The 26,170-nt window shown below is 38.2% G+C and carries 25 protein-coding genes, 1 riboswitch and 1 other annotated feature; of the genes, 16 read left to right on the top strand and 9 right to left on the bottom strand.

All coding sequences use genetic code 11. The features are described 5' to 3' along the window. Positions 1-28 precede the first annotated feature (28 nt). Together LZP85_RS17060 and LZP85_RS17055 are read left to right on the top strand one after the other, a co-directional pair. The gene (locus LZP85_RS17060; RefSeq protein WP_119543281.1) at positions 29-811 is read left to right on the top strand and encodes an alpha/beta hydrolase family protein; all 783 of its coding nucleotides are present in this window, start codon (positions 29-31) and stop codon (positions 809-811) included. 61 nt (positions 812-872) lie between these two features. Next, positions 873-1,115: a DUF2584 domain-containing protein gene (locus LZP85_RS17055; RefSeq protein WP_025911924.1), complete on the top strand. Its 243-nt coding sequence runs from the start codon at positions 873-875 to the stop codon at positions 1,113-1,115. A 30-nt stretch (positions 1,116-1,145) separates the two neighbouring features. Here LZP85_RS17055 and pckA read toward each other — a convergent pair whose 3' ends face one another. Further along, complete coding sequence (gene pckA / locus LZP85_RS17050) at positions 1,146-2,738, bottom strand: phosphoenolpyruvate carboxykinase (ATP) (protein WP_025909522.1); 1,593 nt, start codon at positions 2,736-2,738, stop codon at positions 1,146-1,148. A 273-nt stretch (positions 2,739-3,011) separates the two neighbouring features. Further along, positions 3,012-3,129, top strand: a riboswitch (SAM riboswitch). 134 nt (positions 3,130-3,263) lie between these two features. On the opposite strand from pckA, the gene metK reads away from it, so the two are divergent. Further along, a complete protein-coding gene (gene metK / locus LZP85_RS17045; RefSeq protein ID WP_025909521.1) occupies positions 3,264-4,466 on the top strand; it encodes a methionine adenosyltransferase in 1,203 nt (400 codons plus the stop codon). 37 nt (positions 4,467-4,503) lie between these two features. On the opposite strand, the gene LZP85_RS17040 is transcribed toward metK, so the two are convergent. The 3 genes from LZP85_RS17040 to LZP85_RS17030 form a co-directional block, all read right to left on the bottom strand. Further along, positions 4,504-5,652 carry a glycosyltransferase family 4 protein gene (locus LZP85_RS17040; RefSeq protein ID WP_206782185.1) on the bottom strand — a complete coding sequence of 383 codons (1,149 nt, stop codon included), beginning with the start codon at positions 5,650-5,652 and terminating at the stop codon, positions 4,504-4,506. 20 nt (positions 5,653-5,672) lie between these two features. Beyond that, positions 5,673-6,203 (bottom strand): phosphatase PAP2 family protein, encoded by a 531-nt coding sequence (locus LZP85_RS17035; RefSeq protein WP_234561820.1) that lies wholly within the window; start codon positions 6,201-6,203, stop codon positions 5,673-5,675. 237 nt (positions 6,204-6,440) lie between these two features. Further along, the gene (locus LZP85_RS17030; RefSeq protein WP_206782183.1) at positions 6,441-6,962 is read right to left on the bottom strand and encodes a gamma carbonic anhydrase; all 522 of its coding nucleotides are present in this window, start codon (positions 6,960-6,962) and stop codon (positions 6,441-6,443) included. 104 nt (positions 6,963-7,066) lie between these two features. Here LZP85_RS17030 and LZP85_RS17025 point away from each other — a divergent pair, with 104 nt between their 5' ends. Both LZP85_RS17025 and LZP85_RS17020 read left to right on the top strand, forming a co-directional pair. Further along, on the top strand, positions 7,067-7,843 hold the full coding sequence (locus tag LZP85_RS17025) for an alpha/beta fold hydrolase (protein WP_025909517.1): 777 nt from the start codon (positions 7,067-7,069) through the stop codon (positions 7,841-7,843). Positions 7,844-7,874: 31 nt separating this feature from the next. Then, a complete protein-coding gene (locus tag LZP85_RS17020) occupies positions 7,875-8,933 on the top strand; it encodes a tetraprenyl-beta-curcumene synthase family protein (protein WP_119543279.1) in 1,059 nt (352 codons plus the stop codon). Positions 8,934-8,955: 22 nt separating this feature from the next. On the opposite strand, the gene LZP85_RS17015 is transcribed toward LZP85_RS17020, so the two are convergent. Together LZP85_RS17015 and LZP85_RS17010 are read right to left on the bottom strand one after the other, a co-directional pair. Continuing rightward, positions 8,956-9,528 (bottom strand): tRNA 5-(aminomethyl)-2-thiouridylate-methyltransferase MnmM, encoded by a 573-nt coding sequence (locus LZP85_RS17015; RefSeq protein WP_234561818.1) that lies wholly within the window; start codon positions 9,526-9,528, stop codon positions 8,956-8,958. Beyond that, the gene (locus LZP85_RS17010; protein WP_206782182.1) at positions 9,525-10,487 is read right to left on the bottom strand and encodes a tRNA modification radical SAM protein MnmL/YtqA; all 963 of its coding nucleotides are present in this window, start codon (positions 10,485-10,487) and stop codon (positions 9,525-9,527) included. The genes LZP85_RS17015 and LZP85_RS17010 overlap by 4 nt, the downstream gene beginning before the upstream one ends. A 194-nt stretch (positions 10,488-10,681) precedes the next feature. Here LZP85_RS17010 and LZP85_RS17005 point away from each other — a divergent pair, with 194 nt between their 5' ends. From LZP85_RS17005 to LZP85_RS16975, 7 genes are all read left to right on the top strand, one after another. After that, positions 10,682-10,945 carry a YtzC family protein gene (locus LZP85_RS17005; protein WP_025909513.1) on the top strand — a complete coding sequence of 88 codons (264 nt, stop codon included), beginning with the start codon at positions 10,682-10,684 and terminating at the stop codon, positions 10,943-10,945. A gap of 13 nt (positions 10,946-10,958) precedes the next feature. Next, the gene (locus LZP85_RS17000) at positions 10,959-11,114 is read left to right on the top strand and encodes a hypothetical protein (RefSeq protein WP_025909512.1); all 156 of its coding nucleotides are present in this window, start codon (positions 10,959-10,961) and stop codon (positions 11,112-11,114) included. Positions 11,115-11,284: 170 nt separating this feature from the next. After that, on the top strand, positions 11,285-12,481 hold the full coding sequence (locus tag LZP85_RS16995; RefSeq protein WP_234561816.1) for an MDR family MFS transporter: 1,197 nt from the start codon (positions 11,285-11,287) through the stop codon (positions 12,479-12,481). Positions 12,482-12,641: 160 nt separating this feature from the next. Next, entirely contained in the window at positions 12,642-13,964 is a 1,323-nt protein-coding gene (locus tag LZP85_RS16990; protein WP_025909509.1) for a GntP family permease, read from the top strand. Between the two features lie 191 nt (positions 13,965-14,155). Beyond that, positions 14,156-14,377, top strand: a binding site (T-box leader). 64 nt (positions 14,378-14,441) lie between these two features. Further along, a complete protein-coding gene (gene leuS, locus LZP85_RS16985) occupies positions 14,442-16,856 on the top strand; it encodes a leucine--tRNA ligase (RefSeq protein WP_206782180.1) in 2,415 nt (804 codons plus the stop codon). Positions 16,857-16,971: 115 nt separating this feature from the next. Further along, on the top strand, positions 16,972-17,283 hold the full coding sequence (locus LZP85_RS16980) for a rhodanese-like domain-containing protein (RefSeq protein ID WP_206782179.1): 312 nt from the start codon (positions 16,972-16,974) through the stop codon (positions 17,281-17,283). A 350-nt stretch (positions 17,284-17,633) separates the two neighbouring features. Then, entirely contained in the window at positions 17,634-17,813 is a 180-nt protein-coding gene (locus LZP85_RS16975) for a sporulation protein Cse60 (RefSeq protein WP_061785908.1), read from the top strand. Between the two features lie 4 nt (positions 17,814-17,817). Here the strand turns inward: LZP85_RS16975 and LZP85_RS16970 are convergent, their stop codons facing one another. Beyond that, positions 17,818-19,092: a BaiN/RdsA family NAD(P)/FAD-dependent oxidoreductase gene (locus LZP85_RS16970; RefSeq protein ID WP_119543274.1), complete on the bottom strand. Its 1,275-nt coding sequence runs from the start codon at positions 19,090-19,092 to the stop codon at positions 17,818-17,820. 206 nt (positions 19,093-19,298) lie between these two features. Here LZP85_RS16970 and LZP85_RS16965 point away from each other — a divergent pair, with 206 nt between their 5' ends. Together LZP85_RS16965 and LZP85_RS16960 are read left to right on the top strand one after the other, a co-directional pair. Then, positions 19,299-20,945, top strand: coding sequence for a putative polysaccharide biosynthesis protein (locus tag LZP85_RS16965; RefSeq protein ID WP_119543273.1), 1,647 nt, complete (start codon positions 19,299-19,301; stop codon positions 20,943-20,945). A 60-nt stretch (positions 20,946-21,005) separates the two neighbouring features. Continuing rightward, positions 21,006-21,722 carry a pseudouridine synthase gene (locus LZP85_RS16960; protein WP_119543272.1) on the top strand — a complete coding sequence of 239 codons (717 nt, stop codon included), beginning with the start codon at positions 21,006-21,008 and terminating at the stop codon, positions 21,720-21,722. A gap of 182 nt (positions 21,723-21,904) precedes the next feature. On the opposite strand, the gene LZP85_RS16955 is transcribed toward LZP85_RS16960, so the two are convergent. Next, a complete protein-coding gene (locus LZP85_RS16955; RefSeq protein ID WP_025909502.1) occupies positions 21,905-22,126 on the bottom strand; it encodes a DeoR family transcriptional regulator in 222 nt (73 codons plus the stop codon). Positions 22,127-22,516: 390 nt separating this feature from the next. Here LZP85_RS16955 and pepV point away from each other — a divergent pair, with 390 nt between their 5' ends. Continuing rightward, positions 22,517-23,920 carry a dipeptidase PepV gene (gene pepV, locus LZP85_RS16950; RefSeq protein WP_206833780.1) on the top strand — a complete coding sequence of 468 codons (1,404 nt, stop codon included), beginning with the start codon at positions 22,517-22,519 and terminating at the stop codon, positions 23,918-23,920. A gap of 42 nt (positions 23,921-23,962) precedes the next feature. Here pepV and cysK read toward each other — a convergent pair whose 3' ends face one another. Beyond that, complete coding sequence (gene cysK / locus LZP85_RS16945; RefSeq protein ID WP_076513443.1) at positions 23,963-24,898, bottom strand: cysteine synthase A; 936 nt, start codon at positions 24,896-24,898, stop codon at positions 23,963-23,965. Between the two features lie 262 nt (positions 24,899-25,160). Between cysK and LZP85_RS16940 the strand changes: the two genes are divergently transcribed. Then, entirely contained in the window at positions 25,161-26,108 is a 948-nt protein-coding gene (locus LZP85_RS16940) for an NERD domain-containing protein (RefSeq protein WP_078989176.1), read from the top strand. Positions 26,109-26,170: the final 62 nt, after the last annotated feature.

Raw genomic sequence — 26,170 nt, 5'->3', positions numbered from 1 at the left:
AACGATTGAATGATAAGGAGGGTTTTTTATGAAGGACGGAACTATTATTAGTCAATATCCTTTTCCATCTCCCAATCCACGCATTTCGTTGTCAATTGTGACGTATATGTGTCAAGGTTTAAAAATTAAGGGGATGTTAGCGGAACCAAAAGAAGAAGGTACATATGATGGATTTTTATATTTAAGAGGTGGCATAAAAAATGTAGGTACTGTGAGACCAGGGAGGCTAATTCAATTCGCATCTCAAGGATTCATTGTAATGGCTCCATTTTATCGAGGGAATCAAGGTGGAGAAGGAAACGAAGATTTTGGGGGAGATGATCGTTACGATGCTTTTGCAGCTTATGACTTACTTGTCAATTACCCTCGAGTTCATCAAGACCGAATCCATGTATTTGGTTTTTCACGAGGAGGCGTAATGGCTTTGTTTACTGCCATTGAAAAAAGTTCAGCACGTTCGCTTGTTTTATGGGGAGGGGTAACGGATATGATTCTTACCTATGAAGAGCGAACAGATTTAAGGCGTATGATGAAAAGGGTCATTGGTGGAACACCTTCGAAATATCCAGACAGGTATGAATGGCGTTCACCGCTAGCTCAGGCATATAAGCTAAGTATACCGACATTGTTAATACATGGAAAAGAAGATGCAAACGTGTCAATTGAGCATGCATATCAATTAGAGAAAATGCTGAGTGAACATGGGAAGCCCGTGGAAAGCTGGTACTTTGATGGATTTCCTCATGCGTTTCCTCCGAAGCAAAACCGAGAGACAGTGAAAAATTTAACTGAATGGATGAAAACAAAATAAAAGATATGCCAGCATAGAAAAAGCATTGTACAATAGAGGAAAAGAAAGGGAGGTAAGAAGGATGGGAATGCCACTAGAATTAAATACGATGATTGTTACAAAAGGAAATGAGAAGCGAGTAGTAGATAATGTATTTCAAATTGAAAAAAAAGGCTACCGCTTATACCCACTTGAGGTTCCGCTTAGTATTCATAAAACGAAGAATGGTGAACGCGTTGGGACAGGTATTATTAAAAAGCTTGAGTTAGAGCAAAATAAAACCGTTGTCACATACGAGTTAATAAAGCTACACTCCACAAACTAAAAAAAGCCGGAATTAAATTCCGGCTTTTCATTATTTTGAAATAATCGGTCCGCCCATTTGTGAAATTTCTGGAGCTACATTTGCAAAGCGCTCAAAGTTCTTTGTGAACTTTTGTGCTAATTGATGAGCTTTTTCTTCATATAAATTTGCATTCTTCCATGCTTTTACTGGTTGAAGTACTTCATCAGGGACACCAGGAACATGTGCAGGAATCTCAAGTCCAAAGATAGGATCTTGAACCGTATCTACGCTAATGAGTTCTCCTTCTAACGCTGCTTGAACCATTGCGCGTGTGTAAACTAGCTTCATTCGCTCTCCAACACCATACTCTCCACCAGTCCATCCCGTATTCACAAGATAAACATTTACGTTATGCTCATCAATTTTTTTACCTAGCATTTTAGCATAGGCTGTAGGTGGAAGAGGTAAGAATGGTTCACCAAAACAAGTAGAGAACGTCGCCTGTGGCGCAGTAATTCCGCGCTCTGTTCCCGCAAGTTTACTTGTATACCCACTTAAGAAATGATACATTGCTTGTTCTTTTGTTAGTTTGCTAATTGGAGGTAAAACTCCAAATGCGTCTGCTGTTAAGAAAACAATTGCCGTAGGATGTCCTGCAACGCTCGGTAAGATTGTGTTATCAATTGCTTGAATTGGATAAGCAGCACGAGTGTTTTCTGTTAAGCTATTATCATTATAGTCTGCAATTCTAGTATTCGAGTTAATCACAACATTTTCTAAAACTGTTCCAAATCGAATGGCATTAAAAATTTGAGGCTCTTTTTCTTTTGATAGTTGAATGCATTTTGCATAACAACCGCCTTCAATGTTAAATACGCCTGTACTAGACCAACCGTGCTCATCGTCACCAATTAGTCTTCTGGTAGCGTCAGCTGATAATGTTGTTTTTCCGGTGCCAGATAGTCCAAAGAATAGTGCAACATCACCTTCTTTGCCAACATTAGCTGAGCAGTGCATAGGAAGTATGTTATTTTGAGGAAGTAGGAAATTCATTACTGAGAAAATAGATTTTTTCATTTCACCTGCATATTCCGTTCCACCGATTAAAACAACTCTTCGTTCAAATGAAATAATAATAAATGTCTCTGAATTTGTCCCATCAATGTCTGGAACAGCTTTAAAAGTAGGAGCAGATACAATTGAGAATGATTCAGCATCACTTTTTAGCTTCGTGTCTTCTGGACGAATAAATAGTTGGTGAGCAAACAAATTATGCCATGCGTATTCATTTACGACTTGGATTGGAAGCTGATATTTATCATCGGCGCCCGCATAGCCGTTAAACACAAATAGCTCATTTTGTTCTTTTAAATGTTCTAATACTTTTTTATAAAGCGCGTCAAATCGTTCAGATGAAAACGGTTGATTCACATCTCCCCATTCAACAGTATGAGATGTTAAGGAATCGCTTACAATGAATTTATCGTGTGGGGAACGCCCCGTATATTTTCCTGTTTCAACTTGAATAGCACCTGTAGAAGTCAATACGCCTTCTTGTCGCTCTAAAATCTTTTCGACTAATTGAGAAACAGATAGTTGGTGATTCACTTTTTCAGATTCCAGGAGATTGGCTAATTCAATAGACATATTAACAGTACTCATGTGCACTACCTTCCTTTTTTTAAAATGATGTTTAAATGTACAATTAGTATAACACATTACTTTAAATAGTCTATACTATTCGAATAAAAATGTTAAAATGTTGCGAAAATTTTTTGTTTTAGAGAGCATAAAACGTTTTTGTGAGATGATCTTACTAGTGAAAGGTTTCTGTAAATAATAGGGAAGGAAAATACAACCTTTAAGTGATTTTCATAGGAATGTTATTGACATAACAGAGCATTTTCCTGTATGATATGTCCTTGAACGGATACTCTCTTATCCCGAGCTGGTGGAGGGACAGGCCCTATGAAACCCAGCAACCATCACCCATTTCCATAGAGGTGATAAGGTGCTAACCTGATGCAAGGGAATAAACCTTGATCGATAAGAGTGAAAGGCTTATGCAGAACTTGATACCTTTCCTCGATACAAGGAAAGGTTTTTTATATTGAAAAAATGTAAATGAACCACAATAAGGGAATGAGTACCGTATCACAATGTATCATATTTAAAGGAGGAAAACCGATGTCAACACAACGTCGTCTGTTTACGTCAGAATCTGTTACAGAGGGACATCCAGATAAAATTTGTGACCAAATTTCTGACTCAATTCTTGATGCTATTTTAGCTGAAGATCCAAATGCTCGTGTTGCTTGTGAAACAAGCGTAACAACTGGTTTAGTATTAGTAAGTGGTGAAATCACAACATCTACTTATGTAGATATTCAAAAAACAGTACGTGATACAATCAAAGAAATTGGTTATACGCGTGCAAAATATGGTTTTGATGCGGATACTTGTGGAGTAATCACAGCAATCGGTGAGCAATCTCCAGATATCGCTGCTGGTGTAGACCAAGCGTTAGAAGCTCGTGAAGGTTCAATGTCTGATGAAGAAATTGAAGCAATCGGAGCTGGTGACCAAGGTTTAATGTTTGGGTACGCTTGTAATGAAACAAAAGAATTAATGCCGTTACCAATTTCTTTAGCTCATAAGTTAGCGCGTCGCTTAACAGAAGTGCGTAAAGAAGAAATTTTACCTTACCTTCGTCCAGATGGTAAAACGCAAGTAACGGTTGAATATGATGAAAACAATCAACCAGTTCGTGTTGATACAATCGTTATCTCAACTCAGCATCATCCAGAAGTAACGTTAGAGCAAATTCAACGTAACTTAAAAGAATATGTAATCAATCCAGTTGTTCCACAAGAATTAATCGATGAGAACACGAAGTACTTCATTAACCCAACAGGACGTTTTGTAATTGGTGGTCCTCAAGGTGATGCAGGCTTAACAGGTCGTAAAATTATCGTTGATACTTACGGTGGATATGCTCGTCACGGTGGTGGCGCATTCTCTGGTAAAGATGCAACAAAAGTTGACCGCTCAGCAGCATATGCAGCACGCTACGTTGCGAAAAATATTGTAGCTGCAGGATTAGCTGATCGTTGTGAAGTTCAGCTTGCATATGCCATTGGTGTAGCTCAGCCAGTTTCAATCTCTATTGATACATTTGGAACAGGTAAAGTAACTGAAGAAGTATTAGTTGAAGTAGTACGTAACAACTTTGATCTTCGTCCAGCTGGTATCATTAAAATGCTTGATTTAAGACGCCCAATTTATAAGCAAACAGCAGCATACGGTCACTTTGGTCGTACTGATGTTGAGCTTCCTTGGGAGTTCACTGATAAAGCAGAAGCTTTAAAAACTGAAGCTTTAGCTAAATAATGAAAAGTCGCTGTCTCAAAAGAGACAGCGACTTTTTTTATTGAACAAATTCTAACCCATTGTTTGATTTAGTAGTGACTGCTTCATAGCGAAGCAGTAATTGGTCAAAAATAGAATCCCAAGATTGCGTAAGAGCATAGCGACGAGCAGCGTCTCCAAACCTTAGTCGAAGCTGGGAGGACTCTAACAAAGTACAAATGGATTCAATAAATTCTTCAAGTGAATTCGGGGTGCAGAGGTAGCCATTCTTCTCATTGCTAACAATATGTTTTACTCCCCCTGCATTAGCAGCAATAACAGGCGTACCGCAGGACAATGCTTCTAATACAACGTTACCAAAGGTCTCCGTTTCAGAAGGAAATATGAATAGGTCGGAAGCTGCATATAGTTTAGCTAAATGCTCATGTTCTAAGAAGTCGATGAATGTAATGGATTCACTCGCTTCTTGCTGCAGCGCTTCCTTGCTAGGCCCACCTCCAACAATAAGCCACTGTACTTGGTGACGTAAATGGTCAGGAAGTAAGCGAGATAGCTTTAATAAAAATGCTACGTTTTTTTCAGGAGATAAACGTCCAACATATGTTAAGATATAAGGCTTTTTTATATTGTATTTTATGCGGATATCAAATTTATCGTAGTAGGGATGAAATAAATGATGATCGACTCCTCTAGACCAGATAGATATAGATTTAAAGCCTTGATTTAAGAGCTGCTTTTTTGTTTCAAGAGAGGGAACAAAAATCTCTTCAAACGGTTCGTAAAACCATTTCATATATCTCCACAGAAGAGGAGATAAGTGTCCTAACTTGTAGCTTGGAAGATAGTGTTCAAAGTCAGTATGATGAGAACCAACTAAAGGAATACTAAGCTTTTTAGCCACATGAATGCCACTAAGTCCCATTGAAAAAGGAGTAGCAACGTGCATGATTGTAGGATTGAACTCCTTTATTTTTTTCTTCATCTTTATAACATTCGGTAAGGCAAACCGACATTGTGGATAAAGAAAGAATGGTATACTTAATGAATGATTAATGGATAATGGACTAAATGTGCGGGACGATGATTCAGGTGCAAAAACCTCATAGTCAATTCGTTGACGAGATAAATAATAAGTAAAGCGCTCTAATGTTTTTGCGACTCCGTTGATCTCAGGAGAAAACGTATCTGATATCAATGCAATCCTCATCCTACCACCTCCATTTTGATTTAGTAGAACAACTGTAGACCGATAATTCCAGAGAATATACCTAACAACATGCCTGCAAATACGTCAGTAGGGTAATGGAGCCCTAAATAAATCCGCGAAACTCCTACTAAAAAAGCAAGTGGAAATAAAAATAAAATTGAAACAGGTACCGCAATCATGATAGGTGCTAGAAACGAAAAAATGGCTGTTGTATGTCCAGATGGAAATGAATGATCTTGTAAAGGATTATCCAATACTTTTGTTTCTTTTAATTGAAGGTAAGGACGTTTTCTTGGATAAATTTTTTTGGTAATCGCCACAGGGATATGGCTGATTGCTAGAGATAAAGCGCATGCGTAAGCAAGCGGTAAAGATGCACGATTAATACATAGCATGAGGAGTAGCGCTAGGCCAATCATTGAAGTTGCACCACCGATATGTGTAATCGTACGAAAAAAAGTGTTGAGAGGCTTGAAGTCGAAATGTTTATTCACAACTTGAAATAAGTGGCACTCCCAATCATAAACTTGACGAATTAGTTTTGTTCGCATATAGCAACCTCCTTTAAGCCCATTATGTTCATAGCTAAAGTAATCGGTGACGATGAAACGTTAAAAAATTATATGTTTTTGTTTCTCAACGAATGTATAGTCGCTATGTTATATTGTAAGAAATATTTGTAGAGCTAGTGCTAATATTGTGTAAAGAATGTGTGGATTTATTTAGTGCATACTAAGTAAGGCCGCTACACAAAAAACAAGCAGTGGCATTGACCACTGCTTGTTGCATTAGCTGTTAATCGGGTTAATTGATTTATAATATTGTCCTTTTTCAACATACTGCATGCGAATTCGGTTCATATCTTTTACATCTTCATCTGTTAATTCACGGACAACTTTAGCAGGGCGACCTAGTGCAAGTGTATGAGGTGGGATTTTTTTACCGGGTGGGACCAAGCTACCGGCTCCGATAAATGCACCTTCTCCAATTTCTGCTCCATCTAAAATAATTGAGCCCATTCCAACCAGCGCATTTTTGCGAATAAGTGCGCTATGTAAAATAACTTGATGGCCGATTGTTACATCATCTTCAATGATAAGCGGCAAATTAGGGCTTTGATGAAGTGTAGATTGTTCTTGAATATTGACACGCTTTCCAATAATAGTCGGTGAAACATCTCCGCGAATAACGGTATTAAACCAAATGCTACTTTCATCGCCAATCGTGACATCACCTGTAATCGTTACGTAATCAGCGATATAGCATGTGGGTGAAATAGCTGGTATTTTTCCTTTATAAGGATAAATCATGCGTTCATCTCCTTTATTAGTTGAAAAAAGAGTAATAATCTTCTAATGTAAGTGTACATAGTTTTTTTTAACAGGTAAATAGCAAATGAAAGGGAGTAACTCAAATGCGTAAGTGGGAAACAGAAAATCCAAAAGGTGTGGTAGTCATTGTTCACGGCGCAGCTGAGCATCAAGGACGGTACCGCTGGCTAGTTGAAATGTGGCGTTCAGTCGGCATGAACGTTGTGATGGGGGATCTTCCTGGACAAGGTCTAACAACAAGAAGAAGAGGACATATCTTATCATTTGACGAATATGTACATGAAATTGAAAACTGGGTAAAAGAAGCACAAACTTATGATTTGCCTATTTTTTTATTAGGTCATAGCATGGGTGGGCTTGCCGTTATTCGAACGCTCCAGTTGAAGAACTTACCAATATGGGGAGCGATTTTATCATCGCCATGTCTAGGACTTAAAGAACAAGTTCCGGCTTATTTAGACGTTTTATCTAAAGGGTTAAATAAAGTAATGCCAACGAAACTGTTTGACTTAGGCTTAACTGTAGAGAAAGCAACGAGAAATCCAGAAGTAAGAGACGAAGACCAAAATGATTCATTGTATGTGACAAAAGTTTCCGTTAGGTGGTATCGCGAGCTTGTAGAAGCGATCAATATGGCATTTCGTGATATTGAAAAGATGCCTGATGTTCCACTTCTTGTTATGCAAGCGGGAGAAGATAAAATTATTGAAAAATTAATTGTAAAGCAATGGTTTGACGAAGTAGATTTAAGCGAAAAAATCTATAAAGAGTGGCCTCAGCTTTACCATGAAATTTTTAATGAGCCTGAACGAGACTATGTTTTCACATATGCAAATAGCTTTGTGAACCTTCATATTTGACGAAGCTTGAAACAACGGAGGTGGGGAACCTGTGAAGATACCGTCTCATCCCTTTTCTTTAATGGGGAAAATTTATCGAGGCATCATGCCAACTGTACATGAAGAGCTGAAACAGTGGCGTTTGAAAGCAGAAAAAATACCAAATATGGAACTGCGAACGCAAGCTTTAGATAGCATTGATACCAAAACCTTTCACTGTGAAGGAGGAGGTATACTGGCCATTTTGGCAAAAGAACAAATGAAAACCTGTATTCGCTTTATCGTTGCGTATCAGACCATTAGTGACTATTTAGACAACTTGTGTGATCGCAGCAATTCGCTCGATCCAAAAGATTTTGCAGCGCTCCATGAATCTATGCCAGACGCGTTAACACCTGGTGCACCATTAAAAGACTATTACCGCTATAGAGATGATAAAGATGACGGTGGATATCTTAATGAGCTGGTTCTGACATGTCAACAGACGCTGGAAAAAGCACCTAAGTACGCTATTGTAGCGCCGTACTTGATTGAATTGGCTAATTATTATTGTGACTTACAGATACATAAACATGTAAAGATAGAAGAACGTGTACCTAGGCTTGAGAAGTGGTTTTCAGAGCATAAGGAGTCATTGCCATCGATGTCATGGTATGAATTTTCAGCATGTTCGGGTTCGACGCTCGGTATCTTTTGTTTAGCTGCGTATAGCTTTACAAAAGACTTTACAGTGCAACATGCAGAGCAAGTACGCAATGGTTACTTTCCTTATATTCAAGGGTTGCATATCTTGTTAGATTATTTAATCGATCAAGAGGAAGACGTTGAAGGAGGAGATCTAAACTTCTGCTTCTATTATCCTCATCATCAAGATATGATGAATCGATTTCTACATTTTGTCACAAAGTCTGGCGAGCATGCTCAACATTTACCAGATGCTCATTTTCACCGTTTTATTTACCAAGGTTTACTTGGTGTTTATTTATCAGATCAAAAAGTTCGGAGCCAAAAGGAAGTAGCTCGAAGCGCTAAAACACTTATAAAAGCAGGTGGGTCTTTGAGTTATTTCTTCTATGTCAACGGGCGATTATATCGAATGTTAAAAAGATAAGCTTTTGCCAAATGGCAAAAGCTTATCTTTTTTCAATGGCCACAATAAATGGCGGATTATTTTGTTGGTTTATAAACTGGTAGCGTAAAACATGAACGATTTGTTGGTCAAGATTCGATACATAATGAAGCACATCATCACGTTCTATCTGTCCTTGTTCATGTCCGTGATAAATAACAAGTACGATAATCCCCTCGGGTGCTAATAGTTCAATCAGCTGCTCAATCGCTTGAATGGTGGACGTTGAGAGAGTAACAATTTTTTTATTTCCACCCGGTAAGTATCCAAGATTGAAGATTGCACCTGCTAGGTTACCATGTAAATGAGTTGGAATATGGTTTTTTAAACGACTATGGCTATCTTTTATAAGAGTAACTTGTTGTTCAATCCCTTGTTTAGCCAATCGTTCAGACGTATTTTGAATTGCTTCATCTTGGATATCAAATCCGTATACATGTCCACTTGCGCCCACTAATTTTGCTAAGAATGACGTGTCGTGACCGTTTCCAACGGTCGCATCAATGACCGTATCACCTTCGTTAACAGCACTTGTTAACAGCGTGCGAGCAAAAGGAAGAATGCGTTCAATTTTCATAATGTTGAAACACCCTTTGCAAAGAATTTTCCTTGGTAGCTACCTCGACGTTTGAGCTCTTGGTCAATTGTGTTTAATACATTCCATTTATCCACGCTCCACATCGGTCCAATCATCAAGTCAATTGGGCCATCTCCTGTAATGCGATGAACAATCATCTCTGGTGGTAAAATTTCAAGCTGGTTGCACACAAGGCTGATGTAATCATCAAATGATAAAAATTCGAGTAGGCCTTTCTCATACTGCTTCACCATTGGAGTGCCTTTTAATAAATGAAGTAAGTGAATCTTAATGCCTTGTACATCCATTTCTGCTACTTCCCTTGCAGTTTCCATCATCATACCTTGAGTTTCAAGAGGAAGGCCATTAATAATATGAGCACAAACGCGAATCCCATGCTTTCGAAGCTTTGCAACACCCTCTAAGTAACATGCATGGTCGTGTGCACGATTAATTAACGCAGAAGTACTCTCATGAATCGTTTGTAGCCCTAGCTCTACCCATAAATACGTACGTTCGTTGAGTTCTGCTAAATACTCAACTACGTCATCTGGTAAGCAATCTGGGCGGGTAGCAATGGATAATCCGACAACGCCTGGTAGTGCTAAAACTTCTTCATATTTTTGGCGTAATTCTTCGACTGGTGCATGTGTATTTGTGAATGCTTGGAAGTAAGCAATATATTTTCCGTCTTTCCACTTATGGTGCATCTTTTCTTTTATCTTGTTAAATTGTGTAGTCAAGCTTTCAGTGCGATTTCCAGCAAAATCTCCAGATCCCGCAGCGCTACAAAAGGTACATCCACCGTATGCAACGGTTCCGTCTCGATTAGGACAGTCAAATCCGCCGTCTAACGCCACTTTAAATACTTTATGACCAAAGTGTTGTCTTAAATGGTAGTTCCATGTGTGATAACGTTTATCCTCCGCTTTATATGGAAATGGGTTTTCTTGACTCAAGTCAATACCCTCCTTTATCTATGTACAGTACGTGTCTTAAATACAACATCAAATTGTATCAGAAAAAAAGAAAAGTTCCAAAGGCAATGTGAAATTCTATATTTTACAAATGATTTTTTCTAGAGATATGTCGTAAATTTGTCCAAAGATGAGCAAAATACATCTGAAACTAAAGAGTGTGGAGGGAGATAATCATGGCAACACGTCAATCAGTAGATAAGCTTCTTCAGCAATGTGAAGATGCGCTTCGATATGCGCAAAGTCAATTATCTGAAGGCATGAAACAAGAACATTATAATGATACAGAATATACAAAAGCACAGCTTGGCCTTGAAAATGCATATAAAGAACTTGAAGAGCTTGCTCATAGCGCAAATGATCAACAGCGTGAACAGCTTTATCGCATGCGCCTTCAAATTCAGCAAACGCAAAATCAAATGATCCTAACTGAACATTAAGGGGGAAATAGCGATGGCTACTCGTTCAAATCAGAATAATCCAGAGCAAAAGACAAAAGATGGAATCAATAATAACGATATTGAAGTAGGTAAAGATTTCGATCCAGTAAAAGAGTTAAAGGCTCGTAACAGCAAGCGTGCACAGCCCGATAAATCAAAAACAAAATAAGGTAAAAAAGAGCGCGAAAGCATTTGCTTTCGCGCTCTTTTTTAATAGAAAGTTAATTGAAAACATTTTTAATTAACTTTCTATATGCTAACTCATTGCGAAATAAAGTAGAAAGGACTAGAATGTACGTTGGCTTTAAAAGTTCTCAACAGTTGAAAGGAGAAATAGATATGCCAAAGTCATTATGGTTTTTAATCATTGGAATGTTAGTAAACGTTACGGGCGCTTCGTTTTTATGGCCTTTAAATACAATTTATATACATGATCATCTCGGTAAATCATTATCCGTAGCAGGCTTTGTTTTAATGTTAAATGCTGGTGCTAGCGTAATTGGTAATCTTATTGGAGGTACCTTGTTTGATAAAATAGGAGGGTATAAATCCATTTTATCAGGTATTGTTATCACCTTGATAGCATTGGTTGGGTTAGTGTTTTTTCACGATTGGCCTACATACGTTGTGTTACTTGTCATCGTTGGTTTTGGCTCGGGAATTGTATTTCCATCTATGTACGCAATGGCTGGAACGGTTTGGCCAGAAGGTGGACGTAAGTCCTTTAATGCCATTTACGTAGCTCAAAATGCAGGGGTAGCAATTGGTGCAGCTCTTGGAGGAATTGTAGCTTCTTATTCATTTACCTATATCTTCTTAGCAAACACGTTACTGTACGTGGTTTTTTTATTGATTGCATTTTTCACGTACAAGAACATTTCAGTTACGGGTTTAGCCCAAACGAGTGTATTGCAAGAAGCTAAGGGGATTAAAAATCACTATAAGCTGATTGCTTTATTAACTTTATGTGTGGGCTATTTGCTGTGCTGGATGGCGTATGTACAGTGGCAAACAACAATTGCTACGCATACATTAGAGCTTAATATCCCATTATCTCAGTACAGCATGCTTTGGACAATTAATGGCATTTTAATCGTTGCAGCACAGCCGTTTATTGTACCAGTCGTACAAAAGTTTGCGAAGACGTTAAAAGTGCAAATTATGATTGGTACGGCAATCTTTATTGCATCTTTTATTATTGTTTTGCAGGCAACTACATTTGTAGACTTTTTAATTGCGATGATTGTCTTAACGATTGGAGAAATGTTTGTTTGGCCTGCAGTTCCAGCAGTAGCAAACGAATTAGCGCCAAAAGGTAGAGAAGGATTCTATCAAGGCATTGTAAATAGTACGGCTACGGGTGGCAGAATGATTGGTCCTGTTTTCGGTGGGATGATGGTGGATCATTTTGATGTTTCTGTGCTCGTGTATAGCTTAATTGCTTTTCTATTCTTAACATTTTTCACAACATGGTTTTATGATTTGAGAATAAAAGAACAATCTACAAAGCGTTATCAAGTAACGGTTTCAAAATAAATTAAAAAGCTGAAAAGCGATGCCAGACGGCGTCGCTTTTTTGTTCCATAAAACCTGGTATGTCTCAATGGTTTGTCTAATAAGATAGTAGAAGTCAGCAGGGAGGAGGTTGTTTTCCACTTGATTGTAAACGCTTTCTAATATAAAGGGGGAAGAAAACGTGCTTAGTATGATTGGGTTAATCGGTGGTTTAGTCTTGCTTATTGTGCTTACTATGAGAGGAATGAACTTATTAATAGCAGGACCTTTAAGTGCTTTAGTAGTAGCTTTAACAAGTGGAATGCCTTTGTTTCCGCAGCTTGTTAAAGAAGGTGAAGTGAACTTTGTTGGTAACTATATGTCAGGATTTACGGGCTTTGTGACGTCTTGGTATTTAATGTTCTTACTTGGAGCAATCTTTGGAAAAGTGATGGAAGATAGCGGTGCTGCTGATAGCGTTTCAAAATGGATTGTTGAAAAGCTCGGTATGAAAAGAGCTGTATTAGCCATTGTTTTAGCCTGTGCTGTATTAACTTATGGTGGAGTCAGCTTGTTTGTCGTAGCTTTTTCTGTGTATCCCATGGCGGTAAGTTTGTTTAAGCAAGCTAACCTACCACGACGCTTTATTCCAGCTGCTCTTGCTTTTGGCTCTGTTACGTTTACAATGACTTCAGCTGGTTCACCTGAAATTCAAAACTGGATTCCAATTGATTATTTGAATACATCGCCTTATGCAGGTTGGGAAGTAAGTTTAATTGTGGCGGTATTAATGGCAGTGTTTGGCTATTGGTGGTTGAAGAAAATTATTACAAAAGCAGTGCAAAATGGTGAGCACTTTGTTGAGAGAGAGACGGACCCAAAAATGGAGAAAGGAAGAGAGTTACCTCATCCATTGCTTAGTTTAATTCCTTTAGTTGTCGTTCTTATTTGTTCATTTGTATTCCATAATTCATTGATGCAATCAGCTCTTATCATTGCGCTATTAAGTGGAATCATTGCTACGTATGTATTAAACCGTCGTTACTTTAAAGACTTCTGGGGAGCGCTATCTGAAGGAACACTTGGTGCTTTAATTGCAATTGGAAATACGGCAGCTGTTGTTGGATTTGGCGGAGTAGCAAAGGCAGCTCCTGCTTTTAATGTCGCTGTTGAAGCGATGACCAGTATTCCGGGCAGTCCGTTAATTGGAGGCGCCATTGCAGTAAGCGTTATCGCAGGGATGACCGGATCGGCATCCGGTGGCCAAGCGATTGCTTTACCGCTCTTAGCACCACATTATATGGACGCAGGTGTTAATCCTGAAGCACTTCATCGAGTTGTGGCCATTTCATCTGGCGTGTTGGACTCACTTCCCCATAATGGATATGTTGTAACTACAATTAACTCTATTTGTGGTGAAACACATAAAGATGCCTATGGCTCCGTGGCAGCTATGACTGTCGTTGTTCCGCTCGTAGGGTTAGCGATAGCTATTGCCCTCTTTACGTTTGGAGTGGGTATTTAAAGAGTAAGATGTTCAGCACATGGACATTTTAGCCGTTTGTGTGCTGAATGTTTGGATATTTCTTAAAAAAATGGGCATTATGTATGTTTTTAAGAGATTTGTTTATAAATAAGAAGAGAAACTTTGATAAAATGGTGTGAACAACTTGCAGTTTAATCACATATTATTTACAATACAAGGTAGTTACTATATGAAAAGCATTGAGAAGGAATAGTAGTGAGCGATACGAGCAAAGAGAGTTGACGGTTGGTGGGAGTCAACAAACGACCGTTCATGAACTCACCTTTGAGCTGTAAATGTGAACGAAGTAGCATTTATCGTCATCCGCGTTAAGGAAAATGAGTGAGTACATACATAATTTGTGCTAATGTGGGTGGTACCGCGGGAAGTTTATTCAACCTCTCGTCCCTTTCTTAAGGGATGAGGGGTTTTTTATAGTTCTAACACCATTGTCTTAAAATAGAAGGAGGAGTATTCATGGCCTTTAACCATAAGCAAATTGAGAAGAAGTGGCAACAGGTTTGGGAAGAAAATCAGACATTTAAAACGACTGAAGATAAAGGAAAGCGTAAATTTTATGCGCTAGATATGTTTCCATATCCATCTGGAGCTGGCCTACATGTAGGGCATCCAGAAGGGTATACAGCAACAGATATTTTATCTCGTATGAAGCGTATGCAGGGATATAACGTACTTCATCCAATGGGATGGGACGCGTTCGGTTTACCAGCAGAGCAGTATGCGTTAGATACAGGAAATGACCCAGCGCAATTCACAGAGCAAAACATTAACAACTTCCGTCGCCAAATTAAATCTCTAGGTTTCTCATATGACTGGGAGCGTGAGATTAATACAACAGATCCAAGCTACTATAAATGGACGCAGTGGATTTTCTTAAAGTTATACGAAAAAGGATTAGCGTATATTGATGAAGTTGCGGTAAACTGGTGTCCAGCTCTTGGAACAGTATTAGCAAATGAAGAAGTTATTGATGGTAAAAGTGAACGTGGAGGTCACCCAGTAGAACGACGTCCAATGAAGCAGTGGATGTTAAAAATTACTGCTTATGCAGATCGATTACTAGAGGATTTAGAAGAATTAGATTGGCCAGAGAGTATTAAAGAAATGCAGCGCAATTGGATTGGTCGCTCTGAAGGGGCGCATGTTCACTTTACAATTGATGGGCATGATGAAACGTTTACGGTGTTCACTACGCGTCCAGATACGCTTTTTGGCGCAACGTATGCCGTGTTAGCACCAGAGCATCCATTTGTTGATAAAATCACAACAGCTGAGCAAAAAGCAGTAGTAGATGCTTATATTGAGAAAATTAAAAGCAAAAGTGATTTAGAGCGTACAGATTTAGCGAAAGATAAAACAGGTGTATTTACGGGAGCTTATGCGATTAACCCAGTAAATGGCGAAAAAATGCCAATCTGGATTGCAGATTACGTATTAATGAGTTACGGAACAGGTGCAATCATGGCAGTTCCAGCTCACGATGAGCGTGACTATGAATTTGCTGTTAAATTTGAACTTCCAATTAAGGAAGTTGTAGCGGGAGGAGACGTTTCGAAAGAAGCGTACACAGGAGATGGCGAACACGTTAACTCTGACTTCTTAAACGGCTTAAATAAAGAAGAAGCAATTGAGAATATGATTGCTTGGCTAGAAACAAACAAAAAAGGTGAAAAACAAGTTACGTATCGTTTACGCGACTGGTTGTTTAGCCGTCAGCGCTATTGGGGAGAACCAATTCCAGTAATTCATTGGGAAGATGGTACAACAACGCCTGTTCCAGAAAGCGAGCTTCCATTAGTACTTCCGAAAACAACGGAAATTAAGCCGTCAGGTACTGGTGAATCACCATTAGCAAACATTGATGAATTTGTAAACGTAGTAGACCCAGAAACAGGTAAAAAAGGTCGTCGTGAAACAAACACGATGCCACAATGGGCTGGAAGCTGCTGGTACTACTTACGCTACATCGATCCAAAGAATGAAGATGCATTGGCTGACGCAGAAAAGCTAAAAGAATGGTTACCGGTTGATATTTACATTGGTGGTGCAGAGCATGCCGTTCTTCATTTATTATATGCTCGCTTCTGGCACAAGTTCTTATATGATATTGGAGTAGTACCGACAAAAGAACCTTTCCAAAAGTTATTTAACCAAGGAATGATTCTTGGCGAAAACAATGAGAAGATGAGTAAGTCAAAAGGTAACGTTGTTAACCCTGATGAGATTGTTGAGAGTCACGGTGCAGATACGCTTCGTCTATATGAAATGTTCATGGGACCTTTAGATGCATCTATTGCATGGTCAACAAAAGGATTAGACGGAGCAAGACGTTTCATCGATCGCGTATGGCGTTTGCTAATGGATGACAACGGTGAGCTAAGCAATAAAGTACAGGAAAGCGATGATAAAACATTAGAGCGTGTATATCACCAAACGGTGAAGAAGGTAACAGAAGATTATGAAGGTCTTCGTTTTAATACAGCGATCTCACAATTAATGGTGTTTATCAACGACGCATATAAAGTCGATGTTCTTCCAAAACAATACGTGGAAGGCATCGTGAAATTACTTGCACCAATTTGTCCACACGTTACAGAAGAGCTGTGGAATAAGCTTGGCTACGAAGAAACAATCTCGTATGAGGCTTGGCCTGCTTTTGATGAAGCAAAATTAGTAGATGATGAAGTTGAAATTGTTGTTCAAGTGAACGGTAAAGTACGTGCAAAGCTAAACGTTCCAGCTGAAGCATCACGTGAACAGCTTCAAGATATCGCAATGGCAAATGAAAACGTGCAAGAGCAAATCGAAGGCAAGACTGTCCGAAAAGTGATTGCTGTACCAGGGAAATTAGTAAACATTGTAGCGAACTAATGATAGAAGTCTGAGGCAAGAGCCTCAGGCTTTTTTCATGTAAGTAGAATTTCATTTATCACTTTTGTTACAATAATAATATGGGAACGAATACATAATGAGAGGGTTGAAAAAGATGGAACAAGTAAAAGAAATTACAACAGAAGAGCTAAAGAAACGTTTGGAGCAAAATGAAGCACTTGAGCTAGTAGATGTTCGCGAAGATGAAGAAGTAGAAGAAGGCATTATTCCAGGAGCAAAACATATTCGTATGAATGATATTCCTGCACATATTGATGCCTTTGATAAGGATAAAGAATATATCTTTATCTGTCGCTCAGGACGTCGTAGCGAGAACGTATGCTACTACTTACAAGAGCAAGGGTATAAAGTACGCAACATGGTTGGCGGTATGCTTGAGTGGGAAGGCGAAACAACTAAAAAGTAAATAAAAAAGATGAGACATAAGTATTTTAGCTAACGAGATATCCGAACTATTGGAAGGTAACGACTTTTGATAGTTTGGGTATCTTTTTCTTCATTCCCAAAACAAGTTAAAAAACTTAGTGGAACGGAGCGGAGGACACGCATCTGCGGCGCAATAGAACGAACTGGTGGTTCCAGCCTAACTACTTTAGAAAAGGTATAATTCATCTTTGAGAAAGAATCATTTGTTTTTATTCCAGACTCTTTTTTATTCAACGTATAAATTTTATAAGAATGTCTATAGTGATTGATACATATGTTAATAGAAATGTCCAAGCAGTGATAATCATGGGATGAAAGTGGTGTCGCGGTGTGGTTCAGGTAAAAGTGTTTGATAAAGAGCATGAAAAAGATTTAGAAGTAGCTCTAAATCGCTTTTTGAAAAAATTTGATGATGAGGATATTGTGGACATTAAGTATCAAGTTACAGTAGATGTGGACCGAGATGAACAAGTATACTGTTTTTCAGCAATGGTCATATATAAAGCCTAGCGCATTAATGCGCTAGGCTTTTGGCATACTCTCCAGCATTTGCTCCAGCAAGTCTTCCAGTTACTAAAGCTGACGTAATATTATAACCACCTGTATATCCATGAATATCTAGAATTTCACCGCAAAAGTAGAGGCCACTCATGAATTTTGAAGACATTTCTTTTGGATGCACCTCTTTTACCGATACGCCTCCACCTGTTACAAAGGCTTTTTCAAGAGATAACGTTCCGTTTACAGAAAACGTAAATTGTTTCAGAAGACCAACAAATTCGCGAAGTCGATCATGTGAAATTTGTCCAGCAAGTTCTTGTTCTTCAATATGCGAAGCTTGAAACAAAAATAATAAATAGCGCTCGGGCACAAACCCTTTTAACACATTTTTAATTGCTTTTTTTGGTTCTTCTTTTAAAAGAGCTACGACTTTTTGAAAGAGATTTTCTTCATTTATGTCTGGAAACGAATCAATCATCATTTGAACAGTCTTTGTCTTTTGTTTTTTTAGTTCTTTGACAACATATTGACTGCAGCGCAATACCGCAGGTCCAGAAATTCCAAAGTGTGTAAAAATCATATCCATTCGATGAGTAATCACAGGCTTGCCTTTCTTGTTTAGTACGCTTAATCCAACGCTACGTAAAGATAAACCTTGCAATGTCTTGTCTCGAATAAATGATTCACTTGAAGTGACGGGAACTTCGGTGGGATAAAGTTCTGTAATGGTATGTCCCGCTGCTTCCGCCCAAGCATAGCCATCGCCTGTGGAACCGGTATGAGGAACAGACTTTCCTCCAACAGCTAAAATGACTGCCTTGGTTTGGATTACTTCACCCGTCTCTAGCTGCACTTCTTTTACTGCATTGTTCTCATATGCGACTTTTCTTACAGGCGTATTTGTGCGTACATGAACGTTTAAACGCTTTAATTCACCAATGAGTGCATCAACGACTGATTGTGCTTTATTTGACACGGGAAACATGCGTCCGTGATCCTCTTCCTTTAAAGCAATCCCGAGGTTTTCAAAAAATCTGATGATATCTTCATTATTAAAAATCGAAAATGCACTATATAAAAAGCGTCCGTTTCCTGGAATGTGCTTAATAATTTCATCGATTGGGAGTCGGTTCGTAACATTACAGCGTCCACCACCCGAAATAGCTAACTTTCGACCGAGCTTTGTTCCTTTATCTACTAATAGTACCTTTGCGCCTTTTTCACCGGCTGCAATCGATGCCATCAAACCAGAAGGTCCTCCTCCGATTACGATTACATCATAAATCATATCTCCACCAACCTGTCTATTTTATAAAATTTGAGTTTGTTCACTGACAAATGAAGAAACTTTGGATAAAATGGGCTATAGTCTTGTTTTTTTCTAGCTGCTAGCAGCAGTTAACATTAAAGCATGTCTGAAATAAAACTGCAACTTGATTCCTTTTTATTCTATCACTATTATCAAAGTGTAACATTACGTATCGGAGGAAGCTTATGTCTGATTCAAAGCTATTACGAGGAACATTTGTGTTAACGTTAGGAACCTATATTTCTCGCATATTAGGAATGATTTATATTTTTCCATTTGCAACGCTCGTTGGAGCTGTAGGTGGAGCGCTGTTTGGATATGGATATAACCAATATGCCATTTATCTAAGTATTGCAACGGCAGGGATGCCGATGGCTGTTTCAAAATTCGTATCTAAATATAACGCAATGGGTGATTACTATACGAGTAGGAGAATGTATCGTGCAGGCCTTAAGCTTATGCTTGTCACAGGGGTTTTATCTTTTCTCTTACTTTATTCTTTATCTCCTTTTATTGCGAATTTAACACTAGGAGGAGCCGATTTAGATAACTCGTTAGAAGACGTTGTCATGGTTATGCGCATGGTGAGCGTGGCGCTTCTTGTCGTACCTATTATGAGTTTAATGCGAGGATTTTTCCAAGGACACCAGTCTATGGGGCCAACTGCTGTTTCACAAGTTATTGAACAGTTTGTCCGCGTTGTCTTCTTACTCGCTTCTACGTACATCGTGTTAAAAGTTGTCGGAGGAAGTTTAGCCTTAGCGGTTGGATTTGCAACAATGGGTGCATTTGTAGGGGCGCTTGGTGGACTAGCTGTCTTGTTATGGTATTGGAAAAAACGAAAACCTCATTTAGACAAAATGGTACAAGAGCAAAAAGTTACGCCAACGCGTATTTCAACGGTTTCTATTTTTAAAGAGTTGTTTACGTATTCTATTCCTTATGTATTTGTAGGGCTTGCAATTCCCCTTTATCAGTATGTTGATCAATTTACATTTAACCGTACAATGGTTGCTGCTGGTCAAAAAGAAATTGCAGAAACGATGAATGGGATTGTGCAGTCGTATGTACCAAAGCTTGTAATGATTCCTGTTTCACTAGCGACAGCGTTTGGATTAACGCTCGTTCCAACCATTACACGTTCATTTGTGAATCAAGATTACACGGCTCTTCAAAAACAGATTGACCAAACTTATCAAACGATTATGTTTTTAGTATTACCGGCATCAGTTGGGTTGATGGCTTTAGCGGGTCCAGCCTATGGAACATTCTTTGGTATAGAAGATATTAAAGCTGGTGGAACAGTTCTATTAGCTTATGCGCCAGTTGCGTTATTATTTTCATTTTTCACTGTGAATGCTGCGATTTTACAAGGTGTGAATAAACAAAAATACGCGGTAATCAGTTTAACATTTGGTCTAATTGTGAAAATTATTTGTAACGTACCATTTATTTATCTATTTCATGAGCTAGGTTCAATTTTAGCAACGGCTCTTGGTTATCTTGTATCTATTGCGTATACATTTTATCTCATTAAAAAGCATGCGAATTATGATTACCATGCGTTTATAAAACGTACAGTGTTAATCTTTATCTTCGTTGCAATTATGGGGTTAAGCGTTAAGTTGCTTTCCTTTATTTTAGGCTTCTTCTTAGCGTATGATCAAAGCCGCATCGCTGCTGTGGTGATCACCTTTATTGGAGCAGGGGTCGGAGGGATTGTATACGGTGTAGCAACGTACCGTTCGACATTACTAGAGCGAGTAATGGGCAAACGAATTATAAACATAATTGAACGAAAAATTTTGCGCCGTCGTCCAGCAAACGGTTAATGAGAAAGTGACTCATTCAATGAGTCACTTTCTTTTCGGATATAAACTGAGGAGGATTTTATGAGATTAGATAAGTTATTAGCTAATATGGGATATGGTAGTCGAAAAGAAGTAAAAGGGTTATTAAAAACAGGAGCAATAAAAGTGAATGGTAAAGCGGTCAAAGATGCTAAGCTACACGTGAATCCGGAAACTGACGAAGTGTCCGTTCACGGAGAAATCATTGAATACAAAGAATTTATTTATTTGATGATGAATAAGCCTCAAGGGGTGATTTCTGCTACAGAAGATCATCAACATGAAACAGTTGTTGATTTATTAGAAATTGACGACGCCATTTATAATCCTTTTCCAGTCGGAAGACTAGATAAAGATACGGAAGGATTACTGCTATTAACAAACGATGGACAGCTTGCTCATCAGCTGCTCTCACCCAAAAAGCATGTTCCAAAAACCTATTTTGCGACTATTAATATGAAAGTAACTGAGGAAGATGTCGAAGCATTCAGAAAAGGGGTTACATTAGATGACGGATATGTCACGAAACCCGCAGAGTTAACCATTTTAAAAAGCGGTGAATCATCTGAAATTGAGCTAACCATTGTTGAAGGGAAATTTCATCAGGTGAAGCGTATGTTTGAATCAAGAGGAAAGAAAGTCACGTATTTAAAACGAATTTCCATGGGAGCTTTGCCGCTAGATGAAGAGTTAGAGCTGGGCGAATACCGAGAGCTAACAGAAGAAGAATTAAGCGCATTAAAAGATAAAAAAGACTAAGAGGCGAAAGAAAAAGGAACCTGTACATAAATTGGTTCCTTTTTGTTCACTCTACGCAAGTGAAACAATTCACGTTTAAATGCACTGAGGTAAAATCAGGCATTTAAAGATACTCAACACACAAGGCGAAAAAGTATGAGGAATCTTTATCTCTGTATATAAATACTTACCTTTGAAACTTACTAGGATGAAATCTTGACCTTCTTCTCTGTCGTCGTCCACGTACCACGACTTGGACTATGAACTAAATCATTGTATGCTAATACATTTAAATCACGCTGAATAGTTCTAGGGGTGATACCAAACTCATCAACAAGCTCTTGAGTAGTAACAGTTCCCTTTTTACTAATGAACATATAAACGGATTTGATACGCGTTAGCATTCGATTAGTTGAAGGTTTCAAAAAACCACTTCCTTATTCGTTTTTCGTAAGGCACAACTTCTTTATAACTTTGAGATGTCAAGCACTATTTAAGTCCTCAGTTATATTGTACACAAAAAATCATAAAAAATAAAAGGGTAAAGCTTAATTTAATAATAAATTTACAAAAATTGTGATAAATGAGATAAATATGTACTTTTTTGGCAGGTCTCCTTTCCTAAGTTATACATTATTTTTTAATGTATGCGAAATATAACAAAATAGACCTATTCAAGCATAAATTTAGAGAAAAGGTTACAACCCTTTACCCTTTTTCTAGCTAATTAAACACCTTAGAAGCTTTTTAAAAATAGGTGTGATAAAGTGGAAAATAGTACAAATTGAATACTTCTACAATAATGGAGGATAACTATGGAAGCTATCAATTGGATGGAAGAAGTTAAAAAAAGAGAAAGCAATATCTTGGAAGAAACGAAGCGCTTTTTACAAATTAAAAGCGTCCTTGAAGAATCTGTAAAAGAAGATGAGCCATTTGGAGAAGGAGTAGCTAAAGCTCTTCATTTTTTATTAGATAAAGGAAATGATGATGGTTTTACGACTAAGAACGTAGATGGTTATGCAGGACATATTGAATTGGGAGAAGGAAAAGAATTAATAGGAATTTTATGTCACGTTGATGTCGTACCTGAAGGTGATGGTTGGTCTGTTGATCCATACGGTGCGGAAATTAAGGACGGAAAAATCTTTGCTCGCGGAGCGATTGATGATAAGGGACCAACAATAGCTGCTTATTACGCTATGAAAATTGTTAAAGAGCTAGGATTGCCGCTTTCTAAACGCGTACGTATGATTATCGGAACAGATGAAGAAAGCGATTGGAGATGTGTAGATCACTACTTTAAACATGAAGAAATGCCAACGATGGGCTTTGCTCCAGATGCTGACTTTCCTATCATTTACGCAGAAAAAGGGATTACCGATGTAGAGTTACAGCAACAGCCGATTCAAGGCACAGATGGCGACTATGTACTAACATCGTTTGAATCTGGTCGTCGTTATAATATGGTACCTGACTATGCAAAAGCAGTTCTTACTGTAAAAGAAGAAGCAAACCTCGAAAAAACGTATGAGAAGTTCTTAAATAAACATCATGTAAAAGGTACAGTTGAAGTCAACAGCAACAAATATACCCTTACCTTAGAAGGGGTATCGGCCCACGGAAGTGTTCCTCAAAAAGGGAAAAATGCCGGGGTGTTGTTAGCAAGCTTTCTACATGAATTAGCATTAAATGAACAAGCAAGACAGTTCGTTACATATGTTAATCACTATTTTGTAGAGGATACAATTGGTGAAAGAATCGGTTTGCATATTCGAGACGATGTAACAGGTGATTTGACTGTAAACGTTGGTATTTTATCTTACACTCATGAGAAGGCTGGACAAATTGGTTTAAACATTCGGTACCCAGTTGCCGCTAGTATTGATACTATTATTTCTACAATTAAGAAGCAAAGTGAGACATATCAAATTTCTGTTAAGCATTTTTCAGATTCAAAACCGCATCATGTCGATCAAAAGCATAAGCTTATCCAAACGTTACAGCAAGTCTACCAAGAACAAACGGGAGAGGAACCAACGCTTATTTCCATTGGCGGAGGTACGTATGCACGAGCGCTAGAGGCCGGAGTAGCATTTGGTCCACTATTCCCTGGAAGAGAAGAAGTAGCTCATGAAAAAGATGAATATATGGTGGTCGAAGATCTATTGAAAGCAACAGCCATTTATGCACAAGCTATTTATGAGTTAGCTAAGTAAACGAAAAAGACGCTCAGCAGCATGAGCGCCTTTTTTGGTTTATTAGGAATCAAAAGAGAATAAATCGCTTGATAAGTAGCGTTCACCTGTATCACAGGCGATGCACACAACGACTTGGTCGGGGCTTAGCTTTTTAGCTACTTCAATGGCAGCATAGCAAGCTGCACCAGAGGATGGACCAACTAAAATCCCTTCTTCAGCTGCAAGTCTACGCGTAATATCATATGCTTCTTCATCTTTAATCTTTAAAATTTCATCATACACATTCACATTTAACGTATCAGGGATAAAGCCAGGGCTTGTTCCTACAAGTTTATGCTTTCCTGGTTTTCCACCTGATAAAACAGGAGAGCCAGCAGGTTCCACTACATGAACACTCATGTTTGGATAGCGCTCTTTTAGTACTTCACCAGTCCCTGTAATTGTGCCACCAGTTCCGGCTGTAGCAACAAATGCAGCCAATTCTTTATTTAAATCATCCATTGCTTCAATAATTTCTTTTGCCGTGGTGTGGCGGTGTGCGTCTGGATTAGCTCCGTTTTTAAACTGCATTGGCATAAAAGCATTTGGAATTTCTTTTGTTAATTCTTCAGCTTTACGAATAGCACCTGGCATTTTTTCATCTCCTGGTGTTAGCACAACTTCAGCCCCGTAAGCTTTTAATAAGTTAATACGTTCTTGCGTCATAGTATCTGGCATAACAAGAATTGAGCGATATCCTCTTGCAGCAGCATTCATAGCTAAGCCAATTCCAGTGTTGCCACTCGTTGGCTCAATTATAGTTGAATTTGGTTTTAAAAGGCCTGCTTCTTCAGCTTTAACAATCATATTAAAAGCAGCGCGATCTTTTACGCTTCTGCTGGGGTTGAAGAATTCTAGCTTTAAATAAACGGATGCACCGTCAGCTGGCTGAAGGCGATTCAATTTAACAAGTGGAGTATCTCCTATTAAATCTGCCATGTTGTTAACAACTTTCATTTTAACCATCCTTTGCATCGATAGAATTAATGATCTTTTTTATCCTAGTATAGACAATAATAGCGTACAACTACACTTTTATCGCCGTAAAAAGAAGTGTTTTTTCTATCATAACATAATCTATCGCATTAGTAGGATAAAAGGGCTTAAGCTTACGGTTTCACTAAAAAGCTTTAATTACTAGTGGTATCTTTCTTTTAATGTTAGTAAAATTGAACAATAAAAACAATCTGGTATTTTTTAACGAGGAGAATGATTTGATATGGCGCAACTTATTAAGATACAAGACTATCTTTCACGCTATGAGCGAGATTTGTATCACTATTCCTCTCAATTTACACGCGTGAAACAACACAATTGGGAGAAAGCAAAGGATTATTTCTATAACGGAGAGGAAGAGGTTCAGTTAGATGATATAGACGAATCGCCGACTTCAGAACCATCGCTTTTTCGAAAGGTAAAATCCTTTTTTAAAAAAGATGAAGTAGCCGAAATAGATAAAGAATACATGGAGGTAGAAATAGAAAAAGAAGCAGAAGAAAACTTTGATGCCGAAAATCTCACTGCGTTTGTGACAGAACCTAAAAGCCTACAAGATCTAAAGGTATTGTTTTTAGAAAACGTTTTTCAAATGCAAATGAGGTGGGCGACGTCGACCTTATTTGAGCTTTCAAATGCAGATAAGCGATACTTTTATGATGAAAAGCTTCAATACTTTTTAAAAAGCTTTCCTGATACTTTTCTACTTATGTATAAGCCTGTCTTTTTAGTGAAAAAAGCGCCTGTTGAAGCAGAGGTTATTTTAATCACGCCTACTGAAACAATTTGTATTGCAATGGTTGAAGGGAAAAATGGCTCTGTTTTTCAGTATTCAAAAGAAAATTTTTGGACAGAGTTAATAGGGAAAGATAAAAAGAAAGTGTTAAATCCCGTGCTTGGGTTGAATAGAACAGAGCAACTCGTCAAAAGCCTTTATCAATCTCATAATATTGACCGACCTATTCGTAAAATATTACTGAGTCGCAATGGTTTCTTTGACTCTCCAACAGAACCGTATCAAATTGATTTTATTGATAAGCGGAACTATGAAGAATGGTTCTATAATTTAAGGCGTTTATCAGCACCCTTAAAATTCAATCAGCTTCAGGCAGCAGAGGCACTTTTAAAGCATAGTCAAAGCATTTATTTTGATCGAAGTGAGAATGAATAATTTTGATGTGAAATTTAGTATTTATCTAATAGAAAATGCTTTCATTTCTCCAATTTGAACAT

The organism is Priestia flexa, assembly GCF_021441905.1.
In the GTDB taxonomy this organism is placed as follows: Bacteria; Bacillota; Bacilli; order Bacillales; family Bacillaceae_H; genus Priestia; species Priestia flexa.
Note: the sequence above shows the minus strand (reverse complement) of the source record. Positions and strands in the feature narration are given on the sequence as shown.